Below are 21,490 nucleotides of genomic sequence, written 5' to 3' on the forward strand. Positions count from 1 at the left end.
CCCCAAGCTCTCGGCTTCGCTCGATCAGAGAGGACCCCCATCACCCTCTGCGCAGCCCAGCCGCCCACAGAGCGGGACGGCCAGCGGCCGCAACCCCCACCGAACCGTTAGCCGAACGGGAACCCCCACCGAACCGTTGGCCAAATGAGGAACCCCCACCGGACCGATCCCCGCAAACGAACCGGAGGGGACGTGCCGGTATGTCCGCGCGCAACTCGGCCCACCACGAAGGACGTAAAGCAAAACGTTGGCGATGAGGCACACGCGAGCACGGACATACCGGCACGGCCCCACCCCACGAACCGGACAGAGGGCGAAGGACAGCAACCCCCACCAGACCCACCGCCCGACAAGACCCACCCCACCGCCCAAGGCGCCCCCGCCAGCAAAAGTGGAACGCTACCCCCATGCCCGAAGGAGACACCGTCCACCAATCCGCCCACCGCCTCCACACCACCCTCTCCGGCCTCCCCCTCACCCGCTGCGACCTCCGCGTCCCCAAGCTCGCCACCACCGACCTGACCACCCGCACCGTCCTGGACGTAACCGCCCGCGGCAAACACCTCCTCACCCGCGTAGAAGGCGGCCTCACCCTCCACTCGCACCTGGGCATGGACGGCTCCTGGCGCGTGTACACCCCGCAGGAACGCTGGCGCGGCGGCCCCACGCATCAGATCCGCGCCATCCTCGCCACCGCCGACCACACAGCCGTCGGCTACCGCCTGCCGGTCCTGGAACTGCTCCGCACGGCCGACGAGCACCGCGCCGTGGGCCACCTCGGCCCGGACCTCCTGGGCCCGGACTGGGACCCGGACCAGGCGCTGCGGAACCTACGGACGGACCCCGAGCGCGCCCTGGGCGAGGCGCTGCTTGACCAACGGAATCTCGCGGGCATCGGCAACATCTACAAGAGCGAACTCTGCTTCCTGCTCAGAGCCACCCCCTGGCTCCCGATCGGCGAACTCTCCGAGGAGCAGGCCACCCGCCTCCCGACCCTGGCGAAGAAGCTCCTGGAGGCGAACCGCGACCGCCCGGCCCGCACGACGACGGGCAGCACCCGCCCCGGCCAACGCCTGTACGTGTACGGCCGCGCGCCCCGCCCCTGCCTGCGCTGCGGCACACCCCTGCGCTCGGCGGACCAGGGCGACCCCACCCGCAAACGCCCCACGTACTGGTGCCCGACCTGTCAGCAGGGCCCCACCCCGTAACAGAACCACCCACGCACCCACGCACCCACGCACCCACGCACCCACGCAAACCAACCAGTTGACGACCCGTCAGATTCCACCGTACGGTCCCGCCATGCCCATAACGGCGTACGACCTCACCGACCGCACCGCGTTCGTCACAGGCGCCGCCAGCGGAATCGGCCGCGCCACCGCCGTACTGCTCGCCCAGGCGGGCGCGACAGTGCACTGCGCCGACCGCGATGCCCAGGGCCTGAAGGAGACGGCGACACACATCAGGGCGGACGGCGGCACGGCTTACCCGTACACCGTGGACGTCGCCGACAAGGCACAGGTCGACGAGGCCGTGGCGGACGCGGCCGGGGCGACGGGCGGACTGGACGTGATGGCGGCCATCGCCGGGATCATGCACAGCAGCCCGGTCCTGGAGACCCGCGACGAGGACCTCGACCGGGTCCTGGGAGTGAACTTCAAGGGAGTCCTGTACGCGTGCCAGGCGGCGGCCCGGACGATGATCGCCGCGGGCACGGGCGGCAGCATCGTGACGATGGCGTCGAGCGCCGTCGACACCAGCCACCCAGGCCTGCTCTGCTACGCCTCGGCGAAGGCGGCCGTCGTACAGCTGACGAAGACGCTGGCCGCGGAGGTCGGCGAGCACGGAATCCGCGTCAACGCCGTGGCCCCGGGATGGACGCGTACGCCGATGACGCACCGGCACGAGGAGGAGGCGCAGGCGGCGACGGAGGCCGCGCTGGCCCGCAGGTCGCCCCTGGGCAGGGTCGGCGAACCGGAGGACGTCGCGCACGCCGTACTGCACCTGGCGTCGGACGCGTCATCGTTCACGACGGGCCAGATCCTGCGCCCGAACGGCGGCGTCGCGATGCCGTGGTGACCTGCGCCGGGCGACCCCCGCGGCCCGCGCCTTCGCCACACAGTGCACCGGCAGCAGACTCAACCCCCACCCACCGGCGGCGACGGCCCCTTCAAGGACCCCCGCCTCGGGCGCCAGGGCCAGCCGGAAGACCGCCCACCACCACAGCGCGGAAAGCCCCAGCATCGGCGCCCACCGCACGATGCGCCACGGCACGGCTGTCACCTCCCGCCAGGAGCCAGGCCGACCGCACGGCCACACACAGAGCCCGCCCGGACCGACGCCGGACGCGGGCTTTCCGAGTCTCCCCCGCCCCACCCGCCCGCGCATCCGAAGAGCACACGTCCACCGCCATCACCGCCCGCCACCAGCCCCCGCGGCAGAACCAGCGCCACCACCCCCACCCCCGCAATCTCCCGCTCCACCCGCGCAAGCCGCCAATACCCGCGCATAGCCTCCACCATCGGCACGATCGGCGCGGGCGTCAGCCGTACCAGCGGCTGGAGGACGCCCGAGAGCATCCCGAAGGTCAGACTCGCCAGGCAGAAGACGACCTGCTCACGCCCCGCCAGATGGGCACGGCCCGCACCTGCTCGGGCGTCGGCTGCCTCGGCGGGGCGCCCCGCCGAGGCGCCCACCGCCCTGCCCCCAGGGCGCCCCGTCCCCTGGGGCGCCCCCGCCAGCCCTATCCGTTCTCGGCCTGGAACATCCAGTGGTGCTTCTCCAGATCAGCCGTGATCTGGATGAAGATGTCCTGGCTGACCGGATCCGCGTCACCGGTGGCCCCCACCCGCTCCCGCATCCGCGTGATCACCGCGCCGAGCGCGTCCACGAGCGCCCCGACCGCGTCGGTGTCCTTGACCCAGCCGTCGGGAACCTGACCGATGCCGCTGCTGGACGCCACCGTCCCGGCCCGTCCGTCGGGCGAGACACCCAGTGTGGAGGCGCGCTCGGCGACGGTGTCTGAGTGCAGCCGGGCGGTGTCCACGACCTCGTCGAGCTGCAGGTGCACGGAGCGGAAGCGCGGGCCGACCACGTTCCAGTGGATCTGCTTGGCCACCAGGGACAGGTCGACGAGGTCCACGAGGGCGCCCTGCAGCGCCTCGGACACAGTCTTCAGATCGTCGTCGGGCAACGGGCTCTTCACGACGTACATCGATTCCTCCGCGTCTTGACTGTCGTCTCGGCTGTTGTCTCGGCTGTTGTCTCGGCTGTCACAGCCAGTCGGCTGCCTTCGTGTCTCGGCTGTCCAAACAACGCCGTCCAAAACACCATCAACCATCGCGCAAGCGCTTCATTACGGCTACTTCGGGCACCACCGGCAGGCAAGAAGCGCCAGGTGACAAGGACAGAGACACAGAGACAGCGAAAGCCCCGGCCGGACAACCCGGCCGGGGCTCTGTGCGCGTAAGGGGCCCGTACGTCAGGCGGCGACGACGTCGACCGCTTCCGCGGGCGCCTTGATGGTCACCCGTTCCGGTGGCACACCGGTCACCGAGACGGAATTGAGCATCGGACGCATCGGTGCGCGCACCGGTTCCGTAGCCGCTGCCGACTGGGCCAGCTCGGCGAGCGAGAGCTCGTCGCTCACTTCTCGCATGAGCTCGGACATCCGTACGTCAAGCGCGTCGCAGATCGCGGAAAGCAGCTCGGAGGAAGCCTCCTTCTGCCCCCGCTCCACCTCGGAGAGATAGCCGAGTGAGACTCGGGCGGACGAGGAGACTTCGCGCAGAGTACGGCCCTGGCGCTGGCGCTGCCGACGCAGCACGTCACCCAGCAGGCGACGGAGCAGAATCATCGGTGGCTCCCTCCTCGGACCGCGTAGCCGCATCCTTCACGCCCCACCGTACCGCCTCGCGCGGCGGCCGTGCGGGGAGCGATGTCGTGTTCACTCAGGGCTGCAAACATCAAGTCCCCCCGTTCTGTTCCGTATCCTGTGCCCGCTCATTCCCGGCGCGTTCTCCCGAGAGCTGCCGAAGGAGCAGTCCCAGCACACTGCGTACGCTCTCTCTACGGATTTCCGTACGGATTCCGTTCAACCTCAGGCCGGCCACATTCCCCTCAGAGCGAAGCGGGGAACCCGGCCCGACGACCGCGACGAACACCGTTCCGACCTCCTGTCCGTCCTGCGGATCGGGACCGGCGACGCCCGTCGTGGCGAGCCCCCAGTCCGCGCCGAGCAGCTCGCGCACACCGGCGGCCATCTGCAGGGCGACGTCGCCGTCCACGGCTCCCCGGGCGGCGAGCAGCTCGCCGTCCACCCCGAGGACATCCCGCTTCAGCTCCGTCGCGTACGCCGTGACGGAGCCGCGGAAGACCCGCGAGGCACCCGGCACCGACGTTACCTCGGCGGCCACGAGACCGCCGGTCAGGGATTCGGCGACAGCCAGCGTCTCACCGCGCCCGGCGAGCAGCCGCAGCACCTCGGCGGCGACCCCGGCCCCGGTATCCGCACCGGCCCCCGCCACCGACCCCCCGGACATCACTTCGCGGCCCCCCGCTCAGGCTCCGGGCCGGCCTCCTCGCGCGCCGCAGCCGCAGCCGCACTCGCCGCCATGCCCTGCCTGCGCAGCACCACGGCCTGCTTCACATAGTCCAGGCCGGTGACCACGGTGAGGACGACGGCGACCGCCATCACCCAGAACCGCAGGGTCGCGAGCGGGCCGGTCAGCGCCAGGACGTACATCCCGACGGCTGTGCCCTGCGCGAGCGTCTTCATCTTGCCGCCGCGGCTGGCCGGGATGACGCCGTAGCGGATCACCCAGAAGCGCAGCAGTGTGATCCCCAGCTCACGCCCGAGGATCACACCGGTCACCCACCAGGGCAGGTCACCCAGCCAGGACAGACAGATCAGCGCCGCCCCCATGATCGCTTTGTCGGCGATGGGGTCGGCGATCTTCCCGAAGTCCGTGACCAGGTTGTACGTGCGGGCGAGGTGACCGTCGAAGAGGTCGGTGATCATGGCGATGGCGAAGGCCGCCCAGGCGAACGAGCGCCAGGCCGGGTCGTAGCCGCCGTTGCCGAGGAGCAGCATCACAAAGCCGGGCACGAGCAGCAGCCGGACCATGGTCAGCAGGTTCGCGACGTTCCACAGGCTGGCCTGGTCGACCGCCGCGGCGCCCAGCTTCCCGCCGCGCACCGGCTTCGCGCCGGAGCCGCCCGCCGCGGATGCCGGGACTTGGGTCATCTGCCCGTCCCTTCGCCGACGCCCCGGGACCGGCCCGCACCGGGGCCCTCGGGGCCGGCTCCGGCCCCGTCTCCCAGGAGCTCGCACTGCTCCGCCACCAGATCCACGCCTTCCGTGCCGACCACCTTTGCCACGACCATACGGCCGACGTGCAAGGGCTCCCCAGCGGTCGCGTCCGCGAATCGGATCTGGCCGTCCGTCTCGGGCGCCTGGTGCGCGGCACGGCCGATGGCGCCGTCCTCGTCGTCGACGGACTCGATCAGCACCTCCAGGCGCTCGCCGAGGCGCTCCTCGGCGCGCTGGGAGGTCAGCTCCTCCGCGAGCCTCGAGACCCGCGCGAGCCGCTCGTCGACGGTGTCCTGGTCGAGCTTGTGCTCGTACGTCGCCGCTTCGGTGCCCTCCTCGTCGGAGTACCCGAAGACGCCGATCGCGTCGAGCCGCGCACCCGTGAGGAACCGCTCCAGCTCGGCGACGTCGGCCTCGGTCTCGCCGGGGAAGCCGACGATGAAGTTGGACCGCACACCGGCCTGCGGGGCCTTCCCCCGGATGGTCTCCAGAAGCTCCAGGAAGCGGTCGGTGTCTCCGAAGCGGCGCATCGCGCGCAGCACGCCGGGCGCGGAGTGCTGGAAGGAGAGGTCGAAGTACGGCGCGACCTTCTCCGTGGACGTCAGGACGTCGATGAGCCCGGGGCGCATCTCGGCGGGCTGCAGATAGCTGACGCGGACGCGCTCGATGCCGTCGACGGCGGCCAGCTCGGGAAGCAGCGTCTCCAGGAGGCGGATGTCGCCGAGGTCCTTGCCGTACGAGGTGTTGTTCTCGGAGACCAGCATGACCTCCTTGACGCCCTGCTCGGCCAGCCAGCGGGTCTCGCCGAGCACGTCCGAGGGGCGGCGCGAGATGAAGGAGCCGCGGAAGGACGGGATGGCGCAGAAGGAGCACCTGCGGTCACAGCCGGAGGCGAGCTTCACCGAGGCGACCGGGTTGCTCCCCAGGCGGCGGCGCAGGGGCGCACGCGGCCCGGAGGCGGGCGCGAGGCCCTCGGGCAGGTCCACGGGCGCGTGACCGGGCAGGGAGACCTCTGTGCCCGCTTCCTGGCGCTCGGCGGGGCTGATCGGGAGCAGCTTGCGGCGGTCGCGCGGGGTGTGCGAGGCGTGGATGCCGCCGTTGAGGATGGTCTGCAGGCGGTCGGAGATGTCGGCGTAGTCGTCGAAGCCGAGGACACCGTCGGCTTCGGGCAGCGCCTCGGCGAGATCCTTGCCGTAGCGCTCGGCCATGCAGCCGACGGCCACGACGGCCTGCGTCCTGCCGTGACCCTTGAGGTCATTGGCTTCGAGCAGGGCGTCTACGGAGTCCTTCTTGGCGGCTTCGACGAAGCCGCAGGTGTTGACGACGGCTACGTCCGCGTTCTCGGCGTCCTCCACGAGGTCCCAGCCGTCCGCCTCCAAGCGGCCTGCGAGCTCCTCCGAGTCCACCTCGTTACGGGCGCAGCCAAGCGTGACAAGGGCGACGGTGCGGCGTTCGGGCATGGAATCAAGACTACTTCGTCCATGCGTCGGCGCCCGCCGCCAGGGTTCACTGGTGATCGCGACGGGCGCTCGGGGCGGGGCGGGTCAGCCGACTTCCGGGTCACCCTTCGTGTACGTCAGGCGCTCGACCTGGCCCGGTTCGAATTCGTTGTCGACCGGCTTGCCGTTCACGAACAGCTTGATCGCGCCGGCGTCACCGAGCACGAGGTCGATCTTCTGCTTGTCCTGGAAGGTCTTGGTCTGGCCCTGCTTGAGCAGGCCGTCGAACAGCTGCCGCCCGTTGTGGTCCTTCACCGAGATCCAGCTGCGGCCGTCGGCGGCGTCGACCTTGACTGTCACCTTGTCCCGCGGCACCCCGGCGACGGCGCTGTCCGAGGGGTCCGGCTTGGGGTCGGCGGGCTTGCTGCCGCTCGGCTTCGGGGCGGCCTTGCTGGGCGTGGAGCCCTCGGCGATCGGCTGGCCGCCGTCGCTGTCGTCGCCGCCGCTGAACGCGGTGTACCCGACGAAGGCGATCACGGCGACGATGGCGGCCACCATGGCCGCGGTCCAGTTCGGGCGGCGCGGCTCGGAGCGGATCCGCTCGGCCTCGAACAGCGGCGCGGCCGGGGTGGGCGCGGGCGGCCTGCCGCCGTGGCCGGCGTCGTACTGCGTGACCAGCGGGGCCGGGTCGATGCCGACGGCGCGCGCCAGCGTACGGATGTGCCCGCGGGCGTACACGTCGCCGCCGCAGCGGGAGAAGTCGTCCTGTTCGATCGCGTGCACGATCGGGATGCGCACCCGGGTGGACGTACTGATCTCGTCGACGGTCAGTCCCGCGTCCACGCGTGCCTGCCGAAGGACGTGACCGATCGAGGGACGCTCTTCCGCGGGACGTGCGGCCGCGGGGCTGTCCTCTGCGAGGCGGTCGTCTGAAGGGTGGTCGTCTTCAGGGGAGTTGCCGATGGACACGGGTGCGCCTTTCGAGCGTGTAGCCACCTGCCGGACATTCAGTCTAGGGGGGCCGAGAAAGGGTGGGGCAACCGGGCGGACGGACTTTGTACGCCATCAGAATGGCCGGACATCCTGATGGTGGGACATCGTGCTGTTCTTCCCCTCAACTTGACGTGAGCCGAAGAGAAACGGTTGCTTGCGTTCTCGAACGGGTGAGCACGTCCCCGTACGGGTGAACACGACTCCCCGGGCCAAACCGGCTCCGCACGGGCGAACCCGGCTCCGTCAGGGAGCCTCCCCGCGGATCACGGCGAGCACTCCATCCAGCTCATCGGGTTTCACAAGAACGTCACGTGCCTTTGAGCCTTCGCTCGGTCCGACGATGTTCCGCGACTCCATGAGGTCCATCAGGCGGCCCGCCTTGGCGAAGCCGACGCGCAGCTTGCGCTGCAGCATCGACGTGGACCCGAACTGGGTGGAGACGACCAGCTCGGCCGCCTGGCACAGCAGGTCCAGGTCGTCGCCGATGTCCTCGTCGATCTCCTTCTTCTGCTTGGTGGCCACGGTGACGTCGTCACGGAAGACGGGCGCCATCTGGTCCTTGCAGTGCTGGACGACCGCGTGGATCTCGTCCTCGGTGACGAAGGCGCCCTGCATGCGGGTGGGCTTGTTCGCGCCCATCGGCAGGAACAGACCGTCACCCTTGCCGATCAGCTTCTCCGCACCCGGCTGGTCGAGGATGACGCGGCTGTCGGCGAGCGAAGAGGTCGCGAAGGCGAGCCGTGAGGGAACGTTTGCCTTGATGAGGCCGGTCACGACGTCCACGGAGGGCCGCTGCGTGGCGAGCACCAGGTGGATGCCCGCCGCCCGCGCGAGCTGTGTGATGCGCACGATCGAGTCCTCGACGTCACGCGGCGCGACCATCATCAGGTCGGCGAGCTCGTCGACGATCACCAGCAGATACGGGTAAGTCTTCAGCTCCCGCTCGCTGCCCTCGGGCGTCTTGAGCTTGCCGTCGCGGATGGCCTGGTTGAAGTCGTCGATGTGCCGGTAGCCGAACGCCGCGAGGTCGTCGTAGCGCAGGTCCATCTCGCGCACGACCCACTGCAGGGCCTCGGCCGCCCGCTTGGGGTTGGTGATGATCGGCGTGATCAGGTGCGGGATGCCCTCGTACGCGGTGAGCTCGACGCGCTTGGGGTCGACGAGGACCATCCGGACGTCCTCGGGCGTCGCTCTTATCATGATCGAAGTGATCAGGCAGTTGATGCACGACGACTTGCCGGAGCCGGTGGCTCCGGCCACCAGGATGTGCGGCATCTTGGCCATGTTGGCCATCACGTAGCCGCCCTCGACGTCCTTGCCGAGCGCCACCAGCATCGGGTGGTCGTCCTCCGCGGCGTCCGCGAGGCGCAGGACGTCACCGACGTTGACCATCTCGCGGTCGGTGTTGGGGATCTCGATGCCGACCGCGGACTTGCCGGGGATGGGCGAGATGATCCGCACGTCCGGGGAGGCCACCGCGTACGCGATGTTCTTGGCCAGGGCCGTGATCTTCTCGACCTTCACGGCGGGGCCGAGCTCGATCTCGTAGCGCGTGACCGTCGGACCGCGCGTGAAGCCGGTGACGTCGGCGTCGACCTTGAACTCCCTGAAGACGTTCGTGAGGGAGTCCACCACCGCGTCGTTCGCGGCGCTGCGGGACTTGCCGGGGCCGCCGCGCTCCAGGAGGTCGAGCGAGGGCAGCGAGTAGGTGATGTCTCCGGAGAGCTGCAGTTGCTCCGCGCGCGGGGGCAGGTCGCGGGGCTCGTCGGGGGCGGCCTTGGTCAGGTCGGGGACGCCGCCCGCGGGGGGCTTGGGCGCCGCCTTCCGACCCGGGACGGGGGCCTCGGTGGCGCGGGCCGGCGGCACGGGGGCGGACCGCTCGTGCTCCTCGCGGTCCACGGCGACGCCCTGCGTGAGGTCTGCGACCAGGGGCGAGGGCGGCATGCCGTGCATGACGGCGCCGTCGAGCGCGGCGGCCGCGGCGGCGGCCACGTCCACGGCGTCCATGGGGCGGTCCAGGTCGGGGCGCACGGACGCACGACGCGGCCTGCGCCGCTTCGACAGCGCCTCTTCCTCCGCCTCGTCGGCCGAGGGCCCCTGCGGGCCGCTCCCGGGCTTCCTGCGGCGCCGCGCGGGCAGGGCCTCGCGCCACTGCTCGTCGTAGCGCTCGTCGTCGGTGACGTCCTCCGAGTAACCCGCGTAGTCGGCGTACTCACCGTGGTCCCCGTAGGCGCCCTCTTCCGCGGGCGCCTCCACGACACCGAGCCGCACGCCGAGCTGCCGCAGCCGCTGCGGGATGGCGTTGACGGGGGTGGCCGTGACGACGAGCAGCCCGAACACGGTCAGCAGCACCAGCATCGGTACGGCGAGGACCTCGCCCATGGCCTTGTTCAGCGGCGTGGAAACGCCCCAGCCGATGAGCCCGCCCGCGTCCCTTATCGCCTGCATGCCGTCGTCGCGCGCGGGCGACCCGCACGCGATGTGCACCTGTCCGAGCACGCCGACGACGAGCGCGGACAGGCCGATCACGATGCGGCCGTTGGCGTCGATCTTCTCGGGGTGCCGGATGAACCGCACGGCGATGGCCGCGAGCAGTATCGGCACCAGCAGGTCGAGCCGGCCGAAGGCGCCGGTCACCAGCATCTCGACCAGATCGCCCACGGGCCCGCGCAGATTGGACCAGGTGCCCGCGGCGACGATCAGGGCGAGGCCGAGCAGCAGCAGCGCGATGCCGTCCTTGCGGTGCGCCGGGTCGAGGCCCTTGGCGCCGCGCCCCACACCGCGGAACATCGCGCCCACCGCGTGCGCGATGCCGAGCCAGACGGCACGCACCACGCGGTAGAGGCCGTTGGTGGGGCTCGGCGCCGGCTTCGGGGCGGGCTTCTTGGCCGCGGCCTTCTTGGCGGGCGCCTTCTTCGCCGCGGGCTTCGCGGGCGCTTTCTTGGCGGCGGCCTTCTTCGCCGGAGCCTTGGTCGGCGCGGCCGCCTTCTTCGCGGGCGTCTTCTTGGCTGCGGGCTGACGTGAGGCCATGGGTGTGAGGTTACCGGGGGAGACGACGGTGGACACGTGTGCCCACTGCTTCACCCGTCTGTGTCGCCCTTGCCGGGGCGGGGAACTGACGGGTGTTCACAATGGGCGGGCGGGACCCGCGCGCGTCAGTTCTGCGACGGCACCGAAGGGGCGCCGCTGCCCGTGCCCGGCTCCAGTGCGTCAAGAGCCCTGCGCAAACCCGTGAGTTTGCGTTCGAGATGGGCTGCCGTGGCGACGGCGGCGGCGTCCGCCGAGTCGTCGTCGAGCTGCTTGGACAGCGCCTCGGCCTGCTCCTCGACGGCCGCGAGGCGCGCCGACAGCTCGGCGAGCAGACCGGCGGGCTCCTTGGCCTCGGCGGCCGCGGCCTTGGCGCCGCCTTCGAGCTGGAGCCGCAGCAGCGCCGCCTGCTCACGCAGTTGGCAGTTCTTCATGTACAGCTCGACGAACACCGAGACCTTGGCGCGCAGCACCCACGGGTCGAAGGGCTTGGAGATGTAGTCCACGGCACCGGCCGCGTACCCGCGGAAGGTGTGGTGCGGGCCGTGGTTGATCGCGGTGAGGAAGATGATCGGGATGTCCCGGGTCCGCTCCCGCCGCTTGATGTGCGCGGCGGTCTCGAAACCGTCCATTCCTGGCATCTGGACGTCCAGCAGAATGACCGCGAAGTCGTCCGTCAGCAGCGCTTTGAGCGCTTCCTCCCCGGACGATGCCCGCACCAGCGTCTGATCGAGCGCAGAGAGGATGGCCTCCAGCGCCAGCAGATTCTCCGGCCGGTCATCGACCAGGAGGATCTTGGCCTTCTGCACCATGGCCCGCCCTCCTCGCCCCGGCGGTACACCGGGCGCCGCCCCAGGGGACGGCTCCCTTGCGCCGTCCGCCCTTGTGCCGGTCATGGTAGCCGCACCCCGCCTGTCGCCACACCCTGTCACCGCGATGTCACTGTGCACGTAGCAGAAACGCAGCGGCGGACCAGAAGGTTCCCCGAATACCGCAGTTCTACACGACGTCGGCCACACTCTGTCAGCAACTCCGCGTAATGGTGCGGCTTCTTCGCACCGACCGCGAGCCGCCCTCCCGCCGTACCCGAGTCGGCTTCCCGCCGCGCCAGGGCCGGCGGGTCACTCCCGGTGCATCCACTGGTGCATCACCGACAACAAATGATCGGGGTCGACCGGCTTGGTCACATAGTCCGAGGCCCCGGAGTCGATGGCCTTCTCCCGGTCGCCCTTCATGGCCTTCGCCGTGAGCGCGATGATCGGCAGCCCGGCGAACTGCGGCATGCGGCGGATCGCCGTCGTCGTCGCGTAGCCGTCCATCTCCGGCATCATGATGTCCATCAGGACGACCGTCACGTCGTCGTGCTGCTCCAGGACTTCGATGCCTTCCCGGCCGTTCTCCGCGTACAGCACGGACAGGCCGTGCTGCTCCAGGACGCTGGTGAGCGCGAACACATTGCGGATGTCGTCGTCGACGATGAGCACCTTCTCGCCGCCGAACTGGATGCGCACCCGCGCGGCCGGAGCCTCCTGCCCCGCGCCCTCCTGCCACTGCTCCGGCGCCCCCGCGCCGGACCCGGCCGCGGGCTGCCCCGGGACCGCCCGCGCCGGACCCGTGGCGGGCGGCGCGCCCCGGCGGCGGCGCCGGAACAGCGCGGCGGGGCCAGGAGCCGCCTGCGGGGGCGTGGCGGAGGGCGGCTGGGACTCCGGGCGCCCGTCCTCGTCCGCGGCGGCCTCCAGGGACTGCAGGGACTCCAGGGACTCCAGTGCGGGCAGCTCGGGAGCCGTGGGCGGCGGCGGGAGCTGGGTGTAGCCCTGCGGCGGCAGTTCGCTGGGGTGCAGCGGCAAATACAGCGTGAAGGTGGAGCCGCGCCCCGGTTCGCTGGCCGCGTGGATCTCGCCGCCGAGCAGTCGTGCGATCTCCCGGCTGATCGACAGACCGAGGCCCGTGCCGCCGTACTTGCGGCTGGTCGTGCCGTCGGCCTGCTTGAAGGCCTCGAAGATCACCCGCATCTTGCTGGCCGCGATGCCGATGCCGGTGTCGGCCACGGAGAAGGCGATCAGATCGGCGTCGGCGTCCCGCAGCGACCCGGCTTCGAGCAACTGCTCCCGGATGGCGTCGGGCACGTCGTTGCTGGCGAGCCGGATGACCAGTTCGACCGCTCCGGAGTCGGTGAACTTCACCGCGTTGGCCAGCAGGTTGCGCAGCACCTGAAGGAGGCGCTGTTCGTCCGTGTGCAGTGTCGCCGGCAGTTCCGGCGACACCCGTACGGAGAAGTCGAGGCCCTTCTCCGCGGTCAGCGGCCGGAAAGTGGCCTCTACGTAGTCGACGAGTTGGACCAGGGCGATGCGCGTCGGGCTGACGTCCATCTTGCCCGCCTCGACCTTCGACAGGTCGAGGATGTCGTTGATCAGCTGGAGCAGGTCCGAGCCCGCGCCGTGGATCGTCTCGGCGAACTCCACCTGCTTGGGCGTGAGGTTCGCGTCGGCGTTGTCGGCGAGCAGCTTGGCGAGGATGAGCAGCGAGTTGAGCGGGGTGCGCAGCTCGTGCGACATGTTCGCCAGGAACTCGGACTTGTAGCGCATCGACACCGCGAGCTGTTCGGCGCGCTCCTCCAGGACCTGCCGGGCCTCTTCGATCTCGGTGTTCTTGACCTCGATGTCGCGGTTCTGCTGGGCGAGCAGCGCCGCCTTGTCCTCCAGCTCGGCGTTGGACTCCTGCAGCGCCTTCTGCCGGTTCTCCAACTCCGCGGAGCGCTCCCGCAGTTGCTCGGTGAGCTCCTGCGACTGCTTGAGCAGGATCTCCGTCTTCGTGTTGACGCTGATGGTGTTGACGCTCGTCGCGATCATCTCGGCGATCTGGCTGAGGAAGTCCTTCTGGATGTGCGTGAACGGCTGGAAGGACGCCAGCTCGATGACGCCGAGCACCTTGCCTTCGAAGAGCACCGGCAACACGATGACCTGCGCCGGGGGCGCCTCACCGAGCCCGGAGGCGATCCGCAGGTAGCCGGACGGGGCGTTCTCCACGAGGATCGTGCGCCGCTCCTTGGCGGCCGTGCCGATCAGCGTCTCCCCCGGCCGGAACGACGTCGGCATCGACCCCATCGAATAGCCGTAGCTGCCGAGCATGCGCAGTTCGTACGCGTCCTCGTCACCGCCGAGGTCACTCGCGTCGTCGGTCGGCATGGCCAGGAAGAACGCGCCGTGCTGCGCCGAGACGACCGGCGTCAGCTCGCTCATGATCAGCGAGGCCACGTCCTCCAGGTCGCGGCGGCCCTGCATCAGGCCGGAGATCCGTGCCAGGTTGCCCTTGAGCCAGTCCTGCTCCTTGTTGGCGAGGGTGGTGTCGCGGAGGTTCGCGATCATCGTGTTGATGTTGTCCTGGAGGACCTGGATCTCGCCGGCCGCGTCCACGTCGATCTTCAGGTTGAGGTCGCCGCGCGTCACCGCGGTGGCGACGGCCGCGATGGCGCGCACCTGCCGGGTGAGGTTCCCGGCCATCTCGTTCACGGACTCCGTCAGGTCCCGCCAGGTCCCGTCGACGTCCCGCACCCGCGCCTGACCGCCCAGCTGCCCTTCGGTGCCCACCTCGCGGGCGACCCGGGTGACCTGCTCGGCGAACGAGGAGAGCTGGTCGACCATCGTGTTGATGGTGGTCTTGAGCTCCAGGATCTCGCCGCGCGCGTCGATGTCGATCTTCTTGGTGAGGTCGCCCTTGGCGATGGCCGTCGTGACCATCGCGATGTTGCGCACCTGCCCGGTCAGGTTGGACGCCATCCCGTTCACGGACTCGGTGAGGTCCTTCCACGTACCGGACACGCCCGGGACGCGTGCCTGGCCGCCGAGGATGCCGTCCGTGCCCACCTCACGGGCCACCTTGGTGACCTGGTCGGCGAACGAACTCAGCGTCTTCACCATCGTGTTGAAGGTGTCCGCGAGCTGCGCGACCTCGCCGCGCGCCTCGATCGTCACCGTCTTCGTGAGGTCACCGTTGGCGACGGACGCGGCGACCTGCGAGATGTTGCGCACCTGCATGGTCAGGTTGTTGGCCATCAGGTTGACGTTGTCGCTGAGGTCCTTCCAGATGCCCGTGACGCCGACCACCCGTGCCTGGCCGCCCAGCTTGCCCTCCGTGCCCACCTCACGGGCCACCCGAGTGACCTGCTCCGCGAACGACGACAGCTGGTCGACCATCGTGTTCACGGTCGTGACGAGTTCGAGGATCTCGCCCTTGGCGTCGACGGTGATCTTTTTGGACAGGTCCCCCATGGCGACGGCCGTCGTGACCTCGGCGATGTTGCGCACCTGGAGGGTGAGGTTGTTCGCCATGCCGTTCACGGACTGCGTCAGGTCCTTCCACGTACCCGACACGCCCTGCACCTCGGCCTGTCCGCCGAGGATGCCGTCCGTACCCACCTCGCGGGACACCCGCGTCACCTGCTCGGCGAAGGCCGACAGCTGGTCCACCATCGTGTTGAGGGTGTTCTTCAGCTCCAGGATCTCGCCCCGGGCGTCCACGTCGATCTTCTGCGACAGGTCACCGCGGGCGACCGCCGTCGCGACCTGCGCGATGTTGCGCACCTGAGCCGTGAGGTTCCCGGCCATGCCGTTCACGGAGTCGGTCAGGTCGCGCCACACACCGGCGACGCCCGGCACCTGCGCCTGGCCGCCAAGGCGCCCTTCCGTGCCCACTTCCCGCGCCACGCGCGTCACCTGGTCGGCGAACGCGGAGAGCTGGTCCACCATCGTGTTGATGGTGTTCTTCAGCTCCAGGATCTCCCCGCGCGCGTCCACGTCGATCTTCTGCGACAGGTCACCGCGGGCGACCGCCGTCGTCACCTGGGCGATCTGGCGCACCTGCGAAGTCAGGTTCCCCGCCATGAAGTTGACGGAGTCCGTGAGCTCCTTCCACGTACCGCTGACGCCGTCCACGCGCGCCTGGCCGCCGAGCCGCCCCTCCGTGCCCACGTCCCGCGCCATCCGCGTGACCTGGTCGGCGAACGACGACAGCTGGTCCACCATCGTGTTCACGGTGTTTTTCAGCTGGAGCATCTCTCCGGAGACGTCGACCGTGACCTTCTGGGAGAGGTCGCCGTTGGCCACCGCCGTCGTCACCTGCGCGATGTTGCGCACCTGCCCGGTGAGGTTGCGGAAGGCGGTGTTCACCGAGTCGGTGAGGTCCTTCCACGTCCCGGCGGCGCCCGGCACCTGCGCCTGCCCGCCGAGCTCGCCCTCGACACCGACCTCCCGCGCCACCCGCGTCACTTCGGCGCCGAATGACGACAGCTGGTCCACCATCGTGTTGACGGTGTTCTTCAACTCCAGCATCTCGCCCGCGACGTCGACGGTGACCTTCTGGGAGAGGTCGCCGTTGGCCACCGCCGTCGTCACCTGCGCGATGTCCCGCACCTGCGTCGTCAGGTTCCTGAAGACCGTGTTGACGGAGTCGGTCAGGTCCTTCCACGTCCCGGCCGCGCCCGGCACATTGGCCTGCCCGCCGAGCTGCCCCTCCGCGCCCACCTCGTTGGCGACGCGCGTGACCTCGTCCGCGAACGTCCGCAGCGTCTCCGTCATCTGGTTGATGGTCTCCGCGAGCTGGGCCACCTCGCCGCGCGCGCTCACCCGCACCTTCTGCGACAGATCGCCGTTCGCGACGGCTGTCGTGACCTGGGCGATGCCCCGCACCTGCGCGGTCAGGTTGCCCGCCATCAGGTTCACCGAGTCGGTGAGGTCCTTCCACACACCCGCGACACCCGGCACCTGCGCCTGCCCGCCGAGCTCGCCCTCCGTGCCGACCTCCCGCGCGACCCGGGTGACCTCGGAGGAGAACGAGGACAGCTGGTCCACCATCGTGTTGACGGTGTTCTTCAGCTCCAGCATCTCGCCGGCCACATGCACCGTGACCTTGCGGGACAGATCGCCCTTGGCGACCGCCGTCGTCACCAGGGCGATGTCGCGCACCTGCGCCGTCAGCCGGTACGCCATCGTGTTGACCGAGTCCGTGAGGTCCTTCCACGAACCGGACATACCGCGCAACCGGGCCTGCCCGCCGAGCTTGCCCTCCGTGCCGACCTCGCTGGCCACCCGCGTGACCTCGTCGGTGAACGTGGACAGCTGGTCGACCAGGTTGTTGACCGTCCGCCCGACCTTCAGGAACTCACCGCGCAGCGGATGGCCGTTGCCCTCGTCCGCCTCCGCGCGCAGCTCCATGCGCTGCTCCAGGTCGCCCTCGGCAACCGCCGAAAGCACCCGGCCGACCTCGGAGACGGGCCGTACGAGGTCCTCCACGAGGGCGTTCGAGGCGTCGATCGCCGCCGCCCAGGAGCCCTCCATGGCCCCGCCCTGCAGCCGCTCTGTGAGCTTTCCCTCACGCCCCACCGTGCGCCGTACCCGCGACAGCTCACCGGTGAGGTGGAGATTGCGGTCGGCGACCTCGTTGAAGACGGCGGCGATCTCCGACATCACGTCGTCGCCCGAGACCGTCAGGCGCTTGCGGAAGTTCCCGTCCCGCATCGCCACCAGGGCGACGAGCAGCCTGTTGAGGGCCGCGGCGTCCACCGTGGCCGTCGTCCCGTTCCGCGGCTTGCGCTGACTGCTCAGGGACCGTCCGTCTTTCGCGCGCGTCTTGGTGGCACGCGTCGCAGCGCCAGACTCCACTGTGTCCCTCCCGCAAGGGTCGACCGTACTGCTGGGGCTCCATCTGGAAGCCTGCCCAGTGTTTCACCATGGCCGAACCAGGCCATAACAGTTCGGCAGCTTCGCACACCGTCCGCACACCCTCCGGGCGGAAACACTGGCGACCGGCATCAGCTTGGACGGCGAAGGTAAGTAACCTGGCATCCGGCTGTCCAACCACCCCGGTCCTGCCCGGCCAGGGCGGTGGCACACATAAACAGCGGGCATCGGAGGGGCGGCCGCACCATGGGACTGCAGATTCCCGGGGGACAACGGACGAGGAGCTCTGTGATCACCGCGCGCGCGGCTGCGACTTTCGAACCCGTCGGGCGTTCCGTCGCGACGGCCCGTTCGTTCGTCAGAGACACCCTCCAGGGCTGGGGGTTCTCCGACATCGTCGACGACGCGGTCGTTCTGACCAGTGAACTCGTCACGAACGCCGTCGTCCACGCCGGCACCGCCGCCGACGTCCTGTGTCTGCGCACCGAGGACGCCGTCCGCATCGAGGTCTCCGACCACTATCCCGAGCGTGAGATCCCCCTCCAGAACTCCCCGGCGACCATGGGCAGCCCCGACCGCGAGGGCGGCCGCGGCCTCCAGCTCTGCGCCGCGCTCGCCACCCGCTGGGGCGTCGACTACACCTCGACCCACAAGCAGGTCTGGTTCCAACTCAACCTGCCCGACCGCCCCGTCGGCACCCGCGCCGCCGGCCCCGCGCTCCCGGCCGACCTCCTCCCGATCACCGACGGCCGCGTCCGCGTCGCCGTCGTCCAGATCGACCGCGCGGGCGCCATCTCGGCGTGGAACGAGGACGCCGAGGAACTCTTCGGGTACGTCGCCGAGCAGGTCACCGGCAAGCCCCTCACCGACCTCGCCGCCTGGCCGCACACCCCCGGCACCAGCACCGGCATCGCCGACGCCCTCCAGCTCTCCCGCTGGGAGGGCAGCTACGGCATCCGCGACTCCGGCGGCCGCGTCATCCCCGTCTACGCCTCGCACCTGCGCGTGCGCGACACCGACGGCGAGCCCTCCACGGTCTGCCTGCTCGTACGCGACGACGAGCGCGCCGTCCTGCAGACCCCGCTGCGCGGCCCCTCCGCCGAGCCCGGCACCCTCAGCGAGCCGCGCGCCGCCGACCCCTTCGAGGTCTTCATCGGCTCGCCCGCCCCTGAGGACCTGGACGGTCTCCTGCAGCGCACGGTCGAGCGCGCCCGCGACATGCTCGACGGCGACGCGGCCTTCCTGCTCCTGGCCACGGACGACGAGACGGAGCTGGAGGTCCGCGCCTCCACGGGCCTGCCGTCGGCCCGCCAGCGCTTCGCCCGCGTCCCCGTGGAGGCGGGCCCCGGCCGGTACGGCTCCGCCCGCCTCCCGGCCGTCCACGAGGACCTCACGGTGGTCCCGGGCGCCGTCCCGCTGCTCAACAGCACCGGCATGCGCTCGGTCGTCACGGTCCCGCTGAAGGTCGAGGGCCGCCTCACGGGCTCGCTCGGTGTCGCCGCCGAGGCCCCCGACCGGTACTCGAACGAAGAGGCCCTGCGCCTTCAGTTCGCCGCCGACCGCATCGCACTCGCCGTCGAGTCGGCCCGCCTCGGCGAGCTGGAACGGCTGCGCCGCGGCTCGCTGTCCTTCCTCGTGGAGGCCTCCGACCTGCTCGCGGGCACCCTCGACCGCGACCAGACCCTGGCCCTCATGGCCCAGATGACCGTCCCGACGCTCGCCACGTGGTGCGCCGTCTACACGATCGCCGACCAGGCATCGGAGCCGTATCTCTCGTACGTCCTGCACGAGGACGAGGAGCGCATCGACGGCCTCAAGGCCCTCCTCGCCAAGGTCGCCCCGCCGGACCCGGTCCCGACCCCGGGCGCCCGCGTCTGGACGGCCCCTTCGGACGCCGCGCACCAGGCGGCCCTGCGCACGTCGATGCGCAACCTCGGCCTCGGCGAGCCGATGACGGTCGGCGCGGGCATCGGCACGACGCTGTCGACGGCCTCCGCGGTGGGCGGCGAGACGGTCGTCCTGCCCCTGGTCGCCCGCAACCGCGTCATCGGCATGCTGGTGCTCGGCAAGCCGTCCGACGAACACTTCCGCCAGGAGATCCTGGAGCTCGCCGAGGACCTGTCCCGCCGTGCCGCCCTGGCCCTGGACAACGCCCGCCTGTACTCGGAGCGCATGGCGATCAGCCAGTCCCTCCAGCGCAGTCTGCTCCCGCCCGGCCTGCCCCAGGTCCCGGGTGTGGAGGTGGAGGTCATCTACCGCGCGGCCGGCGAGGGCAACGAGGTCGGCGGTGACTTCTACGACCTCTTCCCGATCCGCGACGGCGCGTACGGCTTCGCGATCGGCGACGTCTGCGGCACGGGCCCGGAGGCGGCCGCGGTCACGGGCCTGGCCCGGCACGCCCTGCGCCTGCTGGCCCGCGAGGGCTTCGGCGGCCCCGCGGTCCTGGAGCGCCTGAACGCGGCGATCCTCGACGAGGGCGCCCGCAGTCGCTTCCTCACGCTCCTGTATGGCGAGTTGTGGCCCCAGGAGGACGGCTCGGCGGTCCTGAAGATCGTCTGTGCCGGCCATCCGCTGCCGCTGCGCCTGCGCCAGGACGGCACTGTGGAGCCGTACGCGGAGCCGCAGCCCCTGCTCGGCGTCATGGACGACCTGGAGCTGTACGAGCAGACGGTGACCCTGGATCCCGGGGATGTCCTGCTGTGCGTCACGGACGGTGTGACGGAGCGCCGCGAGGGCACGCGCATGCTGGGCGACGACGGTCTCGCCGATGTCCTCACGACGTGCACGGGGCTCACGGCGGGCGCGGTGGCGGCCCGCATCATGCGTGCGGTGGAGCGCTTCGCGTCGGACGCCCCGTCGGACGACATGGCGATCCTGGCGATGCGCGTCTCAGGCCTCGACGACTGACCGATGACCGCCCCCTCCGCAGGAGGGGGCACACAACAGAGAAGGCCACCGTCCCCAGGACGATGGCCTTCTTTCTTTCCTTCAATCTCTGAGCCCCCAAGCGGAATCGAACCGCTGACCTTCTCCTTACCATGGAGACGCTCTACCGACTGAGCTATAGGGGCCAGTTGCGTTCTGCACGGTTTCCCGCGCGGCAACGGAATAGATCATACCCGAACATCGGGCGCCTCAGAACCGCCGTCTCCTCGTGCGCCGAGGAACTGGCCGGATTCAGAATGCGGGCTGCAGCAGTCCGCCGAGCGCGTTGCACGCCGACACGATCCGCTGGAGTTCCCGCCGCGTCAACGAGGCGTCCACGGGCAGCGCGAGCGTCTCGTCGGCGGCCCGCTCGGTCTGCGGCAGTTCCACGTCCCGCCAGTACTTCGGCGTCCGGTGCAGCGGCGTCTTCACGGGTACGCGGCAGTCAACTCCCCTGGCCCGTACGGCGCGCGCGAACGCGTCACGGTCCGGCCGCCCGTTCCCGGGCACCCGCACGACGTACTGGTGGCTGTGTGCGGCTCCTCCGGCCGGCGTTATCACTCCGGTGAGACGCCCGTTCAGATACGAGGCGTACGCCTGCCGCTGCGCGATCCCGTCACGCGGCGCGTCCGGCTCCGCGTGCTCCAGTACGAGGAGCGCGTGCCGCTGTCCGACGGCGTGCAGCCCGGCGATGTCTGCCTGGTTCCCGAAGCGGTGCACGGCGACCACGGCGGCCGTTCGGGGGGTGACGACGGCGTCGACCGCATCGGGGTCGAGGCAGTACGTCCGTGGGTCGATGTCCGCGAACACGGGCATGGCGCCCGCGAGCACGGCGGCCTCGGCCACTTCGGCGTTCCCGTAGGCGGGGACGACGACCTCGTCCCCGCTGCCGACTCCTGCGGCTCGCAGCATCGCAAGTGTTCCCATGTCTGCGGATGTTGGTCGCGCAACGTGAACGGGGAGTAACGCGCAACAAAAAAGAGCTGGTCCCTGAACCGAAGTTCAGGGACCAGCTCTTTTATCAATTTTAGTTCGGCGGCGTCCTACTCTCCCACAGGGTCCCCCCTGCAGTACCATCGGCGCTGTAAGGCTTAGCTTCCGGGTTCGGAATGTAACCGGGC

Annotated in this window: 12 protein-coding genes, 1 tRNA gene, 1 rRNA gene and 1 pseudogene; 3 read left to right on the forward strand and 12 right to left on the reverse strand. The window is 70.3% G+C overall.

Going from position 1 to position 21,490, the window contains the following annotated elements; genetic code table 11:
• The first annotated feature begins 407 nt into the window (after positions 1-407).
• Together ACZ6BG_RS36450 and ACZ6BG_RS36455 are read left to right on the forward strand one after the other, a co-directional pair.
• Entirely contained in the window at positions 408-1,208 is an 801-nt protein-coding gene (locus tag ACZ6BG_RS36450) for an Fpg/Nei family DNA glycosylase (RefSeq protein WP_469009921.1), read from the forward strand.
• Between the two features lie 94 nt (positions 1,209-1,302).
• Positions 1,303-2,079, forward strand: coding sequence for an SDR family NAD(P)-dependent oxidoreductase (locus ACZ6BG_RS36455; protein WP_469009925.1), 777 nt, complete (start codon positions 1,303-1,305; stop codon positions 2,077-2,079).
• Positions 2,080-2,743: 664 nt separating this feature from the next.
• Here ACZ6BG_RS36455 and ACZ6BG_RS36460 read toward each other — a convergent pair.
• From ACZ6BG_RS36460 to ACZ6BG_RS36500, 9 genes are all read right to left on the reverse strand, one after another.
• Positions 2,744-3,214: a Dps family protein gene (locus tag ACZ6BG_RS36460; RefSeq protein WP_030362857.1), complete on the reverse strand. Its 471-nt coding sequence runs from the start codon at positions 3,212-3,214 to the stop codon at positions 2,744-2,746.
• 267 nt (positions 3,215-3,481) lie between these two features.
• Positions 3,482-3,856 carry a helix-turn-helix domain-containing protein gene (locus ACZ6BG_RS36465; RefSeq protein ID WP_030362858.1) on the reverse strand — a complete coding sequence of 125 codons (375 nt, stop codon included), beginning with the start codon at positions 3,854-3,856 and terminating at the stop codon, positions 3,482-3,484.
• A 109-nt stretch (positions 3,857-3,965) separates the two neighbouring features.
• Positions 3,966-4,541 carry a CinA family protein gene (locus ACZ6BG_RS36470; protein ID WP_469009933.1) on the reverse strand — a complete coding sequence of 192 codons (576 nt, stop codon included), beginning with the start codon at positions 4,539-4,541 and terminating at the stop codon, positions 3,966-3,968.
• Positions 4,541-5,245 carry a CDP-diacylglycerol--glycerol-3-phosphate 3-phosphatidyltransferase gene (gene pgsA / locus ACZ6BG_RS36475; RefSeq protein WP_469009935.1) on the reverse strand — a complete coding sequence of 235 codons (705 nt, stop codon included), beginning with the start codon at positions 5,243-5,245 and terminating at the stop codon, positions 4,541-4,543. Before pgsA ends, ACZ6BG_RS36470 begins: the two co-directional genes overlap by 1 nt.
• On the reverse strand, positions 5,242-6,771 hold the full coding sequence (gene rimO, locus ACZ6BG_RS36480; protein ID WP_469009937.1) for a 30S ribosomal protein S12 methylthiotransferase RimO: 1,530 nt from the start codon (positions 6,769-6,771) through the stop codon (positions 5,242-5,244). The genes pgsA and rimO overlap by 4 nt, the downstream gene beginning before the upstream one ends.
• An 84-nt stretch (positions 6,772-6,855) precedes the next feature.
• Complete coding sequence (locus tag ACZ6BG_RS36485) at positions 6,856-7,719, reverse strand: helix-turn-helix domain-containing protein (RefSeq protein ID WP_469009941.1); 864 nt, start codon at positions 7,717-7,719, stop codon at positions 6,856-6,858.
• A 267-nt stretch (positions 7,720-7,986) separates the two neighbouring features.
• Positions 7,987-10,773 (reverse strand): FtsK/SpoIIIE family DNA translocase, encoded by a 2,787-nt coding sequence (locus ACZ6BG_RS36490; protein WP_469009944.1) that lies wholly within the window; start codon positions 10,771-10,773, stop codon positions 7,987-7,989.
• 125 nt (positions 10,774-10,898) lie between these two features.
• A complete protein-coding gene (locus ACZ6BG_RS36495) occupies positions 10,899-11,582 on the reverse strand; it encodes a response regulator (RefSeq protein ID WP_190119327.1) in 684 nt (227 codons plus the stop codon).
• 309 nt (positions 11,583-11,891) lie between these two features.
• Positions 11,892-17,426: a HAMP domain-containing protein gene (locus ACZ6BG_RS36500; protein ID WP_469009947.1), complete on the reverse strand. Its 5,535-nt coding sequence runs from the start codon at positions 17,424-17,426 to the stop codon at positions 11,892-11,894.
• A 264-nt stretch (positions 17,427-17,690) separates the two neighbouring features.
• Between ACZ6BG_RS36500 and ACZ6BG_RS36505 the strand changes: the two genes are divergently transcribed.
• A complete protein-coding gene (locus ACZ6BG_RS36505) occupies positions 17,691-20,351 on the forward strand; it encodes a SpoIIE family protein phosphatase (protein WP_469009949.1) in 2,661 nt (886 codons plus the stop codon).
• A gap of 91 nt (positions 20,352-20,442) precedes the next feature.
• On the opposite strand, the gene ACZ6BG_RS36510 is transcribed toward ACZ6BG_RS36505, so the two are convergent.
• The 3 genes and pseudogenes from ACZ6BG_RS36510 to rrf all read right to left on the reverse strand — a co-directional run.
• Positions 20,443-20,515: transfer RNA gene (locus ACZ6BG_RS36510), tRNA-Thr, on the reverse strand.
• A gap of 106 nt (positions 20,516-20,621) precedes the next feature.
• Positions 20,622-21,308 (reverse strand): annotated as a pseudogene (locus ACZ6BG_RS36515) (DegT/DnrJ/EryC1/StrS family aminotransferase); the annotation flags it as partial.
• Between the two features lie 91 nt (positions 21,309-21,399).
• Positions 21,400-21,490: ribosomal RNA gene (rrf, locus tag ACZ6BG_RS36520) — 5S ribosomal RNA — on the reverse strand; the annotation flags it as partial.

The organism is Streptomyces sp. NPDC041205, from assembly GCF_055591765.1.

Excerpts from the sequence above, each read along its gene's own strand:
- ACZ6BG_RS36450 (WP_469009921.1), top strand. The coding sequence starts at position 408 with ATGCCCGAAGGAGACACCGTCCACCAATCCGCCCACCGCCTCCACACC.
- ACZ6BG_RS36455 (WP_469009925.1), top strand. The coding sequence starts at position 1,303 with ATGCCCATAACGGCGTACGACCTCACCGACCGCACCGCGTTCGTCACA.
- ACZ6BG_RS36460 (WP_030362857.1), bottom strand. The coding sequence starts at position 3,214 with ATGTACGTCGTGAAGAGCCCGTTGCCCGACGACGATCTGAAGACTGTG.
- ACZ6BG_RS36465 (WP_030362858.1), bottom strand. The coding sequence starts at position 3,856 with ATGATTCTGCTCCGTCGCCTGCTGGGTGACGTGCTGCGTCGGCAGCGC.
- ACZ6BG_RS36470 (WP_469009933.1), bottom strand. The coding sequence starts at position 4,541 with ATGTCCGGGGGGTCGGTGGCGGGGGCCGGTGCGGATACCGGGGCCGGG.
- pgsA (WP_469009935.1), bottom strand. The coding sequence starts at position 5,245 with ATGACCCAAGTCCCGGCATCCGCGGCGGGCGGCTCCGGCGCGAAGCCG.
- rimO (WP_469009937.1), bottom strand. The coding sequence starts at position 6,771 with ATGCCCGAACGCCGCACCGTCGCCCTTGTCACGCTTGGCTGCGCCCGT.
- ACZ6BG_RS36490 (WP_469009944.1), bottom strand. The coding sequence starts at position 10,773 with ATGGCCTCACGTCAGCCCGCAGCCAAGAAGACGCCCGCGAAGAAGGCG.
- ACZ6BG_RS36495 (WP_190119327.1), bottom strand. The coding sequence starts at position 11,582 with ATGGTGCAGAAGGCCAAGATCCTCCTGGTCGATGACCGGCCGGAGAAT.
- ACZ6BG_RS36505 (WP_469009949.1), top strand. The coding sequence starts at position 17,691 with ATGGGACTGCAGATTCCCGGGGGACAACGGACGAGGAGCTCTGTGATC.